This is a genomic window from Hydrogenophaga bisanensis (assembly GCF_042665135.1).
GTDB classification, from domain to species: Bacteria; Pseudomonadota; Gammaproteobacteria; order Burkholderiales; family Burkholderiaceae_C; genus Hydrogenophaga; species Hydrogenophaga bisanensis.
On the sequence record NZ_JBHTBX010000001.1, the window covers coordinates 310,603 to 323,291 of the forward strand.

Annotated in this window: 12 protein-coding genes and 1 riboswitch; of the genes, 4 read left to right on the forward strand and 8 right to left on the reverse strand. The window is 59.4% G+C overall.

The window, feature by feature from the left end; translation table 11 throughout:
• The first annotated feature begins 654 nt into the window (after positions 1-654).
• The 3 genes from ACFQNJ_RS01445 (at position 655) to nrdR (ending at position 3,532) form a co-directional block, all read left to right on the forward strand.
• Entirely contained in the window at positions 655-1,566 is a 912-nt protein-coding gene (locus ACFQNJ_RS01445) for a lytic transglycosylase domain-containing protein (RefSeq protein WP_382253265.1), read from the forward strand.
• A 44-nt stretch (positions 1,567-1,610) separates the two neighbouring features.
• A riboswitch (ZMP/ZTP riboswitch) is annotated at positions 1,611-1,765 on the forward strand.
• Between the two features lie 50 nt (positions 1,766-1,815).
• Complete coding sequence (glyA, locus tag ACFQNJ_RS01450; protein ID WP_382253267.1) at positions 1,816-3,060, forward strand: serine hydroxymethyltransferase; 1,245 nt, start codon at positions 1,816-1,818, stop codon at positions 3,058-3,060.
• Positions 3,061-3,082: 22 nt separating this feature from the next.
• Positions 3,083-3,532, forward strand: coding sequence for a transcriptional regulator NrdR (gene nrdR, locus ACFQNJ_RS01455; protein ID WP_374639005.1), 450 nt, complete (start codon positions 3,083-3,085; stop codon positions 3,530-3,532).
• A 27-nt stretch (positions 3,533-3,559) separates the two neighbouring features.
• Here the strand turns inward: nrdR and ACFQNJ_RS01460 are convergent, their stop codons facing one another.
• From ACFQNJ_RS01460 to ACFQNJ_RS01495, 8 genes are all read right to left on the reverse strand, one after another.
• Positions 3,560-4,114 carry a GspH/FimT family pseudopilin gene (locus tag ACFQNJ_RS01460; protein WP_382253268.1) on the reverse strand — a complete coding sequence of 185 codons (555 nt, stop codon included), beginning with the start codon at positions 4,112-4,114 and terminating at the stop codon, positions 3,560-3,562.
• Positions 4,115-4,208: 94 nt separating this feature from the next.
• On the reverse strand, positions 4,209-4,631 hold the full coding sequence (locus ACFQNJ_RS01465; protein ID WP_382253270.1) for a type IV pilin protein: 423 nt from the start codon (positions 4,629-4,631) through the stop codon (positions 4,209-4,211).
• A gap of 27 nt (positions 4,632-4,658) precedes the next feature.
• Positions 4,659-4,979, reverse strand: coding sequence for a hypothetical protein (locus tag ACFQNJ_RS01470; protein ID WP_382253271.1), 321 nt, complete (start codon positions 4,977-4,979; stop codon positions 4,659-4,661).
• A gap of 11 nt (positions 4,980-4,990) precedes the next feature.
• Positions 4,991-8,719 (reverse strand): pilus assembly protein, encoded by a 3,729-nt coding sequence (locus tag ACFQNJ_RS01475; protein WP_382253273.1) that lies wholly within the window; start codon positions 8,717-8,719, stop codon positions 4,991-4,993.
• A gap of 66 nt (positions 8,720-8,785) precedes the next feature.
• Complete coding sequence (locus ACFQNJ_RS01480; RefSeq protein ID WP_382253274.1) at positions 8,786-9,277, reverse strand: pilus assembly PilX family protein; 492 nt, start codon at positions 9,275-9,277, stop codon at positions 8,786-8,788.
• Between the two features lie 26 nt (positions 9,278-9,303).
• Positions 9,304-10,176 carry a PilW family protein gene (locus tag ACFQNJ_RS01485; RefSeq protein ID WP_374639000.1) on the reverse strand — a complete coding sequence of 291 codons (873 nt, stop codon included), beginning with the start codon at positions 10,174-10,176 and terminating at the stop codon, positions 9,304-9,306.
• Entirely contained in the window at positions 10,173-10,868 is a 696-nt protein-coding gene (gene pilV, locus ACFQNJ_RS01490) for a type IV pilus modification protein PilV (RefSeq protein WP_382253275.1), read from the reverse strand. Before pilV ends, ACFQNJ_RS01485 begins: the two co-directional genes overlap by 4 nt.
• Positions 10,798-11,280, reverse strand: coding sequence for a GspH/FimT family pseudopilin (locus tag ACFQNJ_RS01495; RefSeq protein WP_382253277.1), 483 nt, complete (start codon positions 11,278-11,280; stop codon positions 10,798-10,800). Before ACFQNJ_RS01495 ends, pilV begins: the two co-directional genes overlap by 71 nt.
• 214 nt (positions 11,281-11,494) lie before the next feature.
• Here ACFQNJ_RS01495 and ribD point away from each other — a divergent pair, with 214 nt between their 5' ends.
• Positions 11,495-12,685 (forward strand): bifunctional diaminohydroxyphosphoribosylaminopyrimidine deaminase/5-amino-6-(5-phosphoribosylamino)uracil reductase RibD, encoded by a 1,191-nt coding sequence (gene ribD, locus ACFQNJ_RS01500; protein ID WP_382253279.1) that lies wholly within the window; start codon positions 11,495-11,497, stop codon positions 12,683-12,685.
• Positions 12,686-12,689 lie beyond the last annotated feature (4 nt).

Here is a 12,689-nt window from a genome sequence, read left to right on the forward strand (position 1 = left end):
CCACTGTTGTGGGCTCAAAAGCAAGAAACCCCGGCGGGCTGAACCCACCGGGGTTGTTGACGGCGGGCAATCTGCACTGGCCGTCGGGCTGGACGGAGGGAGTTTGATGTCCTTCCGGCCTGGAAGCAAGAGATTGCTCCCATGAATGCCAGGCGGCCAACGTTGGCCTTCTGGCGAAGATGCTTGCGAAGAGCAAGCGCCTTTAGGTTAGCCTTGGCAAGTGGTGCAGGCAAGTCCCCTTCGTCGGTCAGCGATGGGAAATTTCTATGAATTGCCACTCAGCGCTCTGTTCCTGCAATGCCGCACGAAAGCGCTGACCGCACAGCGGATGAGTGCTTTTTGCCGACAGACGGACGACCACCCTCCTGAGATCACGCCCGCCTCCCGACAACCAGCATGATTCCTGAGGTTGCTGCTAGTCTGATCGAAGAAACCCGATTTTTATATATCTATTAATAGATAAAAAGTCGTTTTCTATATTTGACTTGACATTAGTTCGTGCCTAACATCCGCCAGCTTTGCCCACTAGGGTAAACCCGACACGCTGCCGACTTCGGCTAAGTCGGTGCGCAGAACCACGACGACTGCCACCGATGGCGTCCCAATCCAACCCGCGCGGTGTACCACTGCAAAGGCCATGAAAGGAGCGACGACATGACAGCGCACAACAAGAACAACCCGGCTTCGCACCGGGCCACACCAATCATCCGCACCATCCTGTCCGACATGGCGCTCGGACTGTTCAAGGTCACCCACAGCGGTGCGGCCATGCTTGGCCTGGCCACCGCCATCGGCCTGGTGACGTTGATGGCCAGACCCGATCTGCGCCAGGAGGTCGAGCACCACGCCCTGGGCTGGCTGCTGCAACGCCAGCAAACCCAGTCCCCGGCCGAGCCCGAGTTGCCGGTGGAGCCGCAGGCAGCGGAAAGAGCCACCGCCACCCTGCCCCATACCCTGCCCGCAGAACAGGCCAAGGTCGCGCACTGGCTCAGCCGCAAGTACCGCGTGGCCCCCGAGCCGCTGAGCGTGCTGGTGTCCGAGGCATTCGAAGTGGGTCGAGCCGTCAAGATCGACCCCACGCTCATTCTCGCGGTCATGGCGATCGAATCGCGCTTCAACCCATTCGCACAGAGTCCGGTGGGCGCCCAGGGGCTCATGCAGGTCCTCACCAAGGTCCATACCGACAAATATGAGGACTTCGGCGGCAAGCTGGCGGCGTTCGATCCGGTGGCCAACCTGAGGGTGGGCGCCCAGGTGCTGCAAGACTGCATCCGCCGTGCCGGCTCAATCGAGGGCGGGCTGCGCCTGTACGTGGGCGCGGTCACCACCGACGGCGCCGACTACATCAACAAGGTGATGGCCGAACACCTGCGCATTCAGAGTGTGGCCCTGGGCAAGCCCATGCCCCGCGACTTTCCCAACTTCGCGCCCACCCCCTTGCCGGTGACCGATACCGCGCCGGTCGACAATGTCCCGGCCGTGCCCCAGGAGCAGGAAGCGCTGGCGCCCATCACCGCACCGGGCGCGCCCGTACCGGGTGAGGTGCGCTCCTTTCGTGCCTCCTGAAGAGACCTTGACCCCGGTTCTGGTCAGTCGCGTCCGATAGAATCCGGCTTGTGCGCGACTGGCGATAGGTCCGTTGTCCGACTGGGTCGGATGCCGACGGGCTGACGTGGCCCCCCGGCCCTCTGGAACACCGGGACAACCACTGGGAAGCGCACCGCCCGGAATTGCGGGTGTTCAGCCGTTCGCCTGGGCAGTCCCTGCCACCATTTTCCGGTGCGCGGGGTCCATGTCACCAGAGACTGCCAAACCATGTACGACCGCAACATCCTCATCGAGCAAACTGATCCCGAGCTGTTCGCCGCCATCCAGGCCGAGAACGCCCGCCAGGAACACCACATCGAGCTGATCGCCAGCGAGAACTACGCCTCCCCGGCCGTGATGGCCGCCCAAGGCACGCAGCTGACCAACAAATACGCCGAGGGTTACCCCGGCAAGCGTTACTACGGTGGCTGCGAATATGTGGACGTCGCCGAACAGCTGGCCATCGACCGCGTCAAGCAACTCTTCGGCGCCGACGCCGCCAACGTGCAGCCCCACTGCGGCGCCTCGGCCAACGAGGCCGTGTTCCTCGCCTTCCTCAAGCCAGGTGACACCATCATGGGCATGAGCCTGGCCGAAGGCGGTCACCTGACGCACGGCATGCCGCTGAACATGTCGGGCAAGTGGTTCAACGTCGTCAGCTACGGACTGGACAAGAACGAAGCCATCGACTACGACGCCATGGAAGCCAAGGCGCGCGAGCACAAGCCCAAGCTGATCGTGGCCGGCGCCTCGGCCTACAGCCTGCGCATCGATTTCGAACGTTTTGCCAGGATCGCCAAGGAAATCGGCGCCATCTTCATGGTCGACATGGCCCACTACGCCGGCCTGATCGCCGCGGGCGTGTACCCCAATCCGGTGCCGTTCGCCGACGTGGTGACCTCCACCACCCACAAGAGCCTGCGAGGCCCGCGCGGCGGCATCATCCTGATGAAGGCCGAGCACGAAAAGGCCATCAACAGCGCCATCTTCCCCGGCCTGCAGGGTGGTCCGCTGATGCACGTCATTGCGGCCAAGGCGGTCGCCTTCAAGGAAGCGCTGACGCCCGAGTTCAAGGTTTACCAGCAACAGGTGGTCAAGAACGCCCAGATCGTGGCCGAGACCCTGACCCAGCGCGGCCTGCGCATCGTGTCGGGCCGCACCGAAAGCCACGTCATGCTGGTCGACCTGCGCGCCAAGGGCATCACCGGCAAGGAAGCCGAGGCAGTGCTGGGCCAGGCCCACATGACCATCAACAAGAACGCCATCCCCAATGACCCGGAGAAGCCGATGGTCACCAGCGGCGTGCGCATCGGCACCCCGGCCATGACCACCCGCGGCTTCAAGGACGAGGAAGCCCGCCTGACCGCCAATCTGATTGCCGACGTGCTGGACAACCCGCGCGACCCGGCGAACATCGAAGCGGTGCGCGCCAAGGTCAACGCCCTGACCGCTCGCTTCCCGGTCTACAAGTGATGACACACGGCGGCTGCATCCGATGAAGTGCCCCTTCTGCGGTCATCTGGAAACCCAGGTCGTCGAGACCCGGGTCTCCGAAGACGCGGACTTCATCCGCCGCCGCCGCCAGTGTGGCCACTGCGAAAAACGCTTCACCACCTACGAGCGGCCGGAAGTCAGCTTCCCGGCGGTGGTGAAGAAAGACGGTCGGCGCGTGGATTACGTGCCGGCCAAACTCCGCGCCTCGTTCACCCTGGCCCTGCGCAAGCGCCCGGTCAGCACCGAACAGGTGGATGCGGCGATCGAACGCATCGAAGAAAAACTGCTCAACCTGGGCGCGCGCGAGGTCCCGGCCAACAAGCTGGGCGAGATGGTGATGCGCGAACTCAAGAAGATGGACAAGGTGGCCTACATCCGCTTTGCCAGCGTCTACCGCAGCTTTGAAGACATCGATGAGTTCCGGGCGCTTGTCGATGAGGTAAGAAAGTAGAAAGCGGTCAATACCAAGGGTTTGCTTTCAGTCACAACCTGCGATTGCTTGATCGACGCGCTCAATTCGAGGACGGCCGCGACTATTGATGATAATGCGCCGGGACATGGCGTTTGGCCGAGAAGGGAGGCAGATGGTAAGGGTACCAGCCTGAAACGCGCCGTTGACCAACCTCGTCTGACCAAGTGGGTGGTAGGACACATAAGATCGCACAGGACCATTACCCCAGAGCCGCCAACCGTCCGACTCGATCTTGGTCTGTCGGATCACCTCCTCACCGGTGTCCCTTAATGCGTTGTTATTGATGTCCGCAAATAATAGCCACCCTTGCTCCCATCTACCAATTGGGTGACATGCTGACCCGACTGCTATACACGCAACGACAGGATGACCTCGACGGATAGCCTCGCTTCGTGCGAGGTTCAGGTCAACGAGCAAAGAGTTAGCCAATGCCTTTGATCGCAGATCATCTATCCAAAGACCCACTGAAGGAATAGCAAGAAAACTCATGAAGGCGACGATACTCACCGTCACCACCATTTCAATCAGCGTTACACCTGACAACCGTTTGCGCTCTTCCAACTCGCCCTCCGCCAGAACTGGTGATCTGGAAGAGGAATATAGGATCGGCTTTCAGGCAACTCAATCCCAAAAAAACTAATACAAAAGAGACGCATCACCAACACGGGCGACCATCTGTCCCCACCAAAGGTGCTTGGACGCCCGCCTGGTTGACGCTCATCGCTGCGCATTTATCCAACGCTTGAGATCCCTGCGGAAGAGCAGTCAACGTATAGGTAGTCCCCCCCGCACCGAAAACAATTGCGAAGTTGTACTTCGCGGTACCGGAGCGCGGGCTCTGAGTTACCGGGAGTGTTACCCACGCACCACCGTTCATGGTTCGATCGTATCGGTTGTTATTGGTGTAAACACGCTCAAGAAACTGTACGTTCTCAGCCATGTCCGACTGCGCATCTGCACGGGCGGTTCTCCGGACGTACTCTGCGTAGGAGGGATAGGCCACTGCGGCAAGAATCCCGACGATGGCGACAGTGATCATCAGTTCCACCAAGGTGAAACCGGCTTGTCTGCGTGACATGAACTGATACTCCTGCGGTTTTCTAGGTCAACGTTGACCTGGTCGCTCAAAAGGATTGCTGGGCCCTGGATTGACGATCACATGAGTCACAGCATTGCCAGACAATGTAAGCAGCACCGGTACACCAGGCTTCAGTTGCAAAGCACTGACGAACCGCGCATTTCGGTCAACGATTTGGACATCAGGCGCCACCACATAGGTCTTTCCTGATGCTCTGAGAGTTTGCCCTCCAACTGACCATTGTTCGATGGTGGCCCGCAGATCCTCCTCCGGCCCCTCGTTTGACCATGCAATAGCTCCGGTGCACAAAACAAGTGCACCGACCGAAATCCGCCCAAAAATGCTCATGACAGTTACCCTCAACGTAGCTGACGCCAAGACTGACGCCCTGCGGGACCCGCGGTGTTTCGGCTATCGCCCACCTTGTTGCCGTCACCGCCATACATGTAATCGGTCGCCTTGTCACCAGCCCTGATGGTGGTCAAGGTCTCACCGGTCGTACCGCCCAGGCCACTCGGTGTACCAGCCCCTGTGGTGTCCGAGCTGTCGATATTGCCATCATTGTTCAGGTCAAGGTTGGGTTCAAGGCAGCGACCACCATTGACCAGGCATATATCCATCACAAAGCCATTGCGTCCACTGCCGCAGGGGTCATCGTCAGGGATCAAGGTGGTGAATCTCACACGCTCCTGATAAGCCCCCGAAGGAAACGTTGCCTCACTGATGACCCTTTCCCCCGCTACTGGCAAGTCCAGCCTCCATCCCCTATCGGAGGGTGCAAGGCTGTTCTGGGTCACATACCTGAGACTGCCGGCTGACCATGTCTTTGATCCCACAACCACATCACCTGCGTTCGATGTAATGGTTTGGGAGCGCAGTTGACTGCGGATCACATTGGCAACAGTCGCTGCAGAGTCGTCGAAAACGCCGTAGAAAGTCTGGACCTGGGGAGAAATGATGGAGTCATCACCCACCCGGAAGAAGCTTCCGGTACCGACCGTGACCACCAACTCGCTGGTGGAACCGGGTTTCAACGCCAACTTTGGCTTGGACGTGATCGGCTGGCGGTTACCACTTCCATCAGTGGCGGTAAACACACGTGCGAGCACGGGGGCCGCTCCGTTGGAAGGAAACTGCACGCGCCAAAGGTTTCCCAGGAGGTCCCCTGCATAGACACGACTCAGGTTCAGGTTGTTGACCGGCCAATCAGTCGTCTCCACGGGCCCCATGCCATTGGGCGTCGCTGCAGCACCCTGTGCTGTGTCCACGACATAAAGCAACCGACCCGTCTTCATGTCCACCACCATCAACTTGGCACGGTGATCCGCACTGTTGTAGCCGTTGCCGAACACGGCCGCCCAGCGCCCTGTCGGCAAACGCACGACTTTCGGCTTGGTGACGCCGTAGCCCATGTCACGACAGGCCTTGCTGCCTGCCGCGCCAGTCGGATCAGCAACACAAGGAACATTCGCATATCGGAACTCCCACAACACCTTGGATGCATTGAAGTTTTCCGGATCAGTCACGTCCAGAGCGAACACGGTCCGCCCGCCTGCACCCATGGCACCGACCAAGACCGTCTTCCACGAGCCATCCCAATGGGCGTCCGAAGTTTCTGCCGAACCATCGACAAAGTAGCGATGGTTGTAATCGGATCGCATCAGTTCGTTGATCTGCGCATGAGATCCCGATGCCCCAGGCAAGAGCAATTCACTCGGCACATAGGCAAACAACTCGGAACCGCCGTCCGGATCCATCGATGTTGAGGGCGGGGTGCCGACATACGGCGTTCCTGCATGAAACGCATGCAGCATGCCGCCGTTGGTTCCCACGTAGATCACATCGGGCCGATTTTTGTAGGCAGATGTGGCACGGAAAGCGTTGTAAGTGGATTTTTCTGGCCCCTGGATCAGGCTGTATCCGTAGTCCCTTCTCGACACAAAAAGCGGGTCCGATCCAATAATGTCACCAATCTTCTGGGTAATTGAAGGCGTACCCGCCGATGCGCGCGAACGGAGCCCGGGGTTCTCCACACCACGCAACCATGCAACACGGTCATCCGCCGTGGCAGCCGTCGCAGCGGCACCTGTTGGGTTGATCGCCAGGGCAGCCTGCTGCGCAGTACTCAGGTTGGCCAATTGCAGGGCAACTGCAGAGTCATCACTCGACTTCAGGGTGAAGATCTTGCGACTGCTCTCGGACAAGCCTGCAAGCTTCTCTTCCGCGTCCCATTTCTTGGCTCCGGGATTTCCATCGCTCTGAACCTCGCGAGCCACGATCGTTCCTGACCAGTCACTGCTGCGGAACGATGCGTTGTAAAGCAAGGTATCTGTCTGGAGAACGGCCGAACTCGTCGCCGCCGAGGTTCCGGACCCAGCAACCCTCGCGACAATGTCCTTCAGAACGTCGGACAGTTGCTTGGCAAAGGTGTCCGGGTCGGCGGCTGAAAAGAATCCCCCCCTTGCATTGACCGCCGCATGCAGCAGGTCATCAATCTTGGCTGGATTGGTCGCACTGGGGTCGGCCCAGTTGATGTTCACTGCGGGCACCGCGTCGATGGCACCAAAGGCAGTGGCCGGATCGACACTTCCCGACACCCCCAGCCCGACGCCGTAAGTCACCATATGCTGCCAGAAAGCAGGGTTTCGAGGTGACACCGGAACCTTGTTGTCCAAGCCGGGACGCAAGTCCCTCTTCCAGTAGTACATCGCTACGTCCGCCAGTGTGTCACTTCGGTTATCGGTAAACGGCGTGACTGCACTGTAGGTAAAGGTCTGACTGTTTGGGCCGGTGATGGTCGGCCCGTTGCTCCCGTCGACGTTGGCTCTAGCGCCCGTTGTGCTGGCGGCATCAGAGTTCCAGTAGCCGTCCGTCATCAAAATGGAATAACTCTGACGACAAGTCAGGTGAGCCGTGGTGTTGTTCGTGCCAGGGATCGCACCCCAAGGGCCGGCATTATCGGCTCGTGAAAAGTACTGCCCCACATCATCCAAAGCCCGTCGCAACGGGGTGTTGGCTGGCGTCCAAACACCCGTGTAGAGTTGATTGAAAAACTCGTTCCTGTCCGTACCAGAGAATGGTCTCACACCACGGATGACGGTCCGGGTGGCGACACCGTCGATGGTGGAAGATGCCCTGTTGATGGCGCCGAAGCCCACCCGCATGCTTTCCGCTTGTGTGACGAAGGCTCTGCCAATACCCGCCTGCGAGGCAAGCATACGGGAACGGTAGTAGGTGTACCAATTGGCAAAGTTCTGGATCTCTTCGGCGTAAGTGCAGGAGCCCAAAGCAGCCAATGCGCAATCGGTCCGTTTGGTCCGACCCTCACCCGTGTATGGCAATCCGGTGAAAGGCGCTGGACGGGACGCCTCGGGACGAATTTCGATGCGGGTGTAACTGGCCCTGACATTGACAGCGCCCGCGTTGTAACGGAAGTACACCGCTGGATAGAAGCTGCGGGTGGCAGTTACCGCGTTGCATGTCGTCCAACCGGCGCCGTTGTTGTAGTTGCCGCAATACACCCAGGTGGCGTTCTCGTTGTTGTTGGCCGTCAAGTTGCGTACACCGGTGTTACGAACCGGGTGGTGCGGCGCCGCCGTGATGGAGGCCGCCTCAAACTCTCCTTTGGCCGTGACCACTGCCGGTGTGGCGGCAATGGCCATTCCAGAGGGTTTGGCCCAGGGTTTGTAGGTGACCGAGGGATCGTAGTAGCTTTTATTGATTCGCGGAGAGCGCATCATTGCGGCAAATGCCTGCTCTGCAGCAGTTCCGCCATCAGCCGCCTCCGACCTGAAACTGGGCACACGGTTGTTGTAATCCGTCCCGCCGTAGTTGCCAGCAACCCGCGGAAATATGTAATAACCCGTGTTACCAATCGCCTCGTCGGGCGTGACCTCCCAGTGCATTGATCCGGAATCATCCAGAACGAACATGATGTTGGGGTCGGCGCTTGACGTCAGGAACAAGGGAGTTTGCGCCATATTTACCTGAGCAACAGCCGAACCCAGACACAAGCCGGTCGACAACCCGAAAGCCATCTTCCGGATCATGATCGACCATACCCTGAAATAATTTTTTTCTTTAATCATGTTCTCACCTTGACCGTATTAAGGACAACTCGCATGCCACCACGAATCAAACACGATGAAACGCACTTAGTTTGGAGGTTCAAAACCAGTTTGAAGGACAATGGGACTCGAGGCCTGCCCACCAACAGATCGCGATGTCACAGGATAGATCAGACGAAACTTGGGTGGAATTTCAAGACCAATGCGCACATATTGCGGTGGACCGATGTGAAATGAAGGATCTTGAGCCAACAGGGCATCAAATCCAACCAGAACACCTGTTTGATTGACTACCCCATCCCAGTCACGCAAATCTCCGACGATTTCAACACGCTCAGAGTCGTAGGGCCCCTGCCGCTCAGCCACGCGAAGGGCAGATTCAGCGGTTTGAAAGGCAAGATTCCGCTCCCGCATGTTCGAAGCCATTCGTTCCTGCGCCAGATTGGTCCTCATGGCCTGAATACCCAACATTGTGAGAACCACAAGAATAATCAGACCGACTATCAACACAGCCCCTCGCTGATCCCGGGCCGATCTGGATCCGGATAACGAGCGGTTTCGCCTAGATGTTGAGCTCATAACCTTGACATGAGAAATTGAAGACCTCAAGGCGCCCTATTTCGCAGGGTGACCGTCGAAGAGAACGGACGATTCACATTGCCATCAGCAATCGTCAGATCCACCTTGATGGCCACAATGCTGGTAGGAGCTACAGTGGAGGGATCAGTCACGTAGTTGGTTGCAGAGCGTGTCGCATCACCAACACCGTAGCGAAGCTGCATATCGGTCACACCACCAGCGATCGCCACTCCGTTACGCTGCAGTTCGCGTGTTGCCGGGTTGACCGTGTATTGAGTCCATTGGCGTCGCATCACCACAGACCCAGGACGATATTGCCTGGTCGGTGGCGGGTTCAATGTAAGGGTGTTTCCCGCAACAGCTTGCACAGCCACCACTTCAGTGAACACGCAGTCGCTGACCAGCAGCAAGTCCCCGGGATTAACCGTCCCCAATGCTGCAACAGATGTAAGCTCCATTTCGTTTGGGGCCGGCATGGATAACAAGGCGGTGGACTCTGCGCTACCCGCGACAAGAGTCACGAGATCTGGTGTCCCCGCAGCATTATCAGTTCCCGTGATGGTCGTCGCGTCGTCAAACGATACGTCCATCTGCAAGGGTGGATTGTTGATTGGTGCGGAAATGTGCTGAAGGAATCCAAGATTCCCGCACCCGGTATGACCAGCCATACGAAGGTCTCGCCCCATCAGTTCCAATGCGATGCGACCAGACTCTTGAACGGTCGAGTACGACTCCTGATGACGATGTGAGGCTCTGCTACCTGCGAAAACATATACCACCGCAATCAAGATAACGAGCCCCAAGGCCATGGCCACCATCAGCTCGACCAGTGTCAAACCACGTTGCCGAGTGGGCAACAGACCAAGGGATCCTGGCCGCGAGGAACGTTGCATTTTCATTGGGGATTCACCTCAGCACGTACCACGACGCAGTCACGTTGATTGACGCCTCCGGTCGCTAAACGCGCCTCGGCCCAGTTGACTTCAATCACGAAGGTTGAAAACGGACTCCCCGCATGATTTACGCCGCACTGATCGACGTAAGCCGTGCCGGCCGCGACCCGGGATACCTGACCTTGACCAGCAGGCAGCACGTTCTCAATACAGCTCTTCCACTGATTGGTCTCTGCCACCGCATTGGCAACAGCATTCGCCTGCGCAGGCAGGGCGACCTGGCAAGCGACGGCGGCAGCACCCAAGGCCCCATCGTATGCGTTGGCAAAGGTGGTGGCGTAGCCGCAAGGTCCGGGTAGGTCTGGCGTCGGGCAAGCGGCCAGATTTGATCTCATCCGATCAAGCTGGTCGTAGGCAAGTGCCGTTCCCTGAGAGCGAAGATAGGCGCCGTGGTTGAACTTGGAACCGTTGTATTGCAGCCCAGCCAACCCAACCAAGCCGAAAGACAGCAACACAACCGCGACCAGTATCTCTACAAGAGTCGCCCCCCGCTGGCCACGGCAGGAATGCCCAGCCCGGCGCCTGCTTGTGAATATGCGATTTCCCACAGGTTTCATATCCGTTAAATCATGGGCAGGCATTTGCCGAGGTAGCCACGCGACCACCGGCGGATACCCCAACGAAACGCTGATAAACATCCAGCGTCAGCTGGAAGCACCTAGCCGCGGTCACATTGCCCAGCGGCGTGTATGTCACCGTGCCGGGAACAGCGATAGCCACCCCTTCCCTTGCAGGGGGCCATACCCTCAAAGGCCCACCCGCATTTCTGACAACCCACCCGTTGGTCCATACCCCAGAACAGGTGGCCTGGTCGTTGGTTGAGCAAACCATGACATTCGCTCCCGTTCTGATCGACTCACTGCGAGCGAACTGTAAAGCGGCAACAAGTTCATTGGTCACGGCGGTGACCCGATTCTGGAGAATCATGGCCCTGAACGAGGGCACTCCGACCGCCACCAGTATCCCCAAGAGAGACACAACGACCATCATCTCGATGAGCGTGAACCCCTTGCAATTGAGCGAGGCGTCCGGATGACTGACAGGTTGCATAGGGGAGATACCTCAATACTACTTAGGTTGGACTATATGACGTCGAAGCACACCCAGGGACGTCATCAAGACGAATGGGAGCGGGGCGCAGACGGGCGGCAGCCAACAGGCAAGCACTACCCTCGCATTGTTTGACAGTGTGGCACACGCCAACTGCCAACATGGCCCCCTGCAGCAAGGGCAGAATACTGGGCAGATACACGAATGAATGCCCATGCTTGCCGCTCGAGCCGAGTCCCCCACCCCTATCTGGTCGCGCCTGGTTGCGCTATCAGCTCAATCTATCGGTTTGAGCGAACCCAATCCCAGGGTGGGATGCCTGCTGCAAAGTGACCTTCAAAGCGTCCAAGCACACGGCCACACCCAACAAGCCGGCGGCCCTCACGCTGAGGTCATGGCCTTGCGTGCAGCGCGAGACCAGGGCCTCGATGTGCGGGGCGGCACTGCCTACGTCACGCTGGAGCCCTGCTCTCACCACGGCCGCACCCCACCCTGTTGCGACGCCCTGATTGCTGCCGGGGTGGCCCGGGTGGTGGTGGCCACGCTGGATCCGAACCCACTGGTGGCCGGACGAGGGGTTGAGCGGCTGCGGGCGGCAGGGATTGAGGTGGAGGTGCTGCCGCACGATCACGAGGTGGCGCGGTCGGTGCGGGAGTTGAACATCGGCTTCTTCAGCCGGATGATTCGTCGCACACCCTGGGTACGCATGAAAATGGCGGCGTCGCTGGATGGCACGACCGCCCTGCCCAATGGGGCCAGCCAGTGGATCACCGGGGAGGCCGCACGGGCCGATGGACATGCCTGGCGCCTGCGCGCCTGTGCGGTGCTGACCGGCATTGGCACGGTGCTGGAAGACGACCCGATGCTGGACGTGCGGGCCGTGCCGGCCACCCGGCAGCCGCATCTGGTCATCGTGGACAGCCGGCTGGAGACGCCGCTGGATGCCCGTCTGTGGGCCGCACCGGCTGGTGGCCTGTCGCGCCGCATCCTGATCTATCACGCCCTGACGGAAGACCAGGCCAGGGCACGGACGCCTGCGCTGGAGGCACGCGGTGCTACCTTGGTGGCCCTGCCCGGTTCGGGTGGCAAGGTGGATCTGGCTGCCATGTTGCGCGATCTGGCGCAGCGGGAGGTCAATGAACTGCATCTGGAGGCGGGGCACAAGCTCAATGGCTCCTTCCTGCGCGAAGGCCTGGTCGATGAGGTTTTGCTGTACCAGGCGCCCTTGTTGCTGGGATCGGGTGCCGGCCTCTCCAGCCTGGGGCCGCTGGAGCAGCTGGATCAAGGCATCCGGTTGCGGTTTCAAAGCGTGAACCAGGTGGGGGACGACCTGCGCATATTGGCCCGGGTGCAGGGGCGGGATGCGTTCCTGGACTCACCGATGAACGTGCAGACCGCGGGGTGATGGC

Excerpts from the sequence above, each read along its gene's own strand:
- ACFQNJ_RS01475 (WP_382253273.1), bottom strand. The coding sequence starts at position 8,719 with ATGATTAAAGAAAAAAATTATTTCAGGGTATGGTCGATCATGATCCGG.
- pilV (WP_382253275.1), bottom strand. The coding sequence starts at position 10,868 with ATGTTTATCAGCGTTTCGTTGGGGTATCCGCCGGTGGTCGCGTGGCTA.
- ACFQNJ_RS01465 (WP_382253270.1), bottom strand. The coding sequence starts at position 4,631 with ATGTCACGCAGACAAGCCGGTTTCACCTTGGTGGAACTGATGATCACT.
- ribD (WP_382253279.1), top strand. The coding sequence starts at position 11,495 with ATGCTTGCCGCTCGAGCCGAGTCCCCCACCCCTATCTGGTCGCGCCTG.
- nrdR (WP_374639005.1), top strand. The coding sequence starts at position 3,083 with ATGAAGTGCCCCTTCTGCGGTCATCTGGAAACCCAGGTCGTCGAGACC.
- ACFQNJ_RS01495 (WP_382253277.1), bottom strand. The coding sequence starts at position 11,280 with ATGCAACCTGTCAGTCATCCGGACGCCTCGCTCAATTGCAAGGGGTTC.
- ACFQNJ_RS01470 (WP_382253271.1), bottom strand. The coding sequence starts at position 4,979 with ATGAGCATTTTTGGGCGGATTTCGGTCGGTGCACTTGTTTTGTGCACC.
- glyA (WP_382253267.1), top strand. The coding sequence starts at position 1,816 with ATGTACGACCGCAACATCCTCATCGAGCAAACTGATCCCGAGCTGTTC.
- ACFQNJ_RS01480 (WP_382253274.1), bottom strand. The coding sequence starts at position 9,277 with ATGAGCTCAACATCTAGGCGAAACCGCTCGTTATCCGGATCCAGATCG.
- ACFQNJ_RS01485 (WP_374639000.1), bottom strand. The coding sequence starts at position 10,176 with ATGAAAATGCAACGTTCCTCGCGGCCAGGATCCCTTGGTCTGTTGCCC.
- ACFQNJ_RS01445 (WP_382253265.1), top strand. The coding sequence starts at position 655 with ATGACAGCGCACAACAAGAACAACCCGGCTTCGCACCGGGCCACACCA.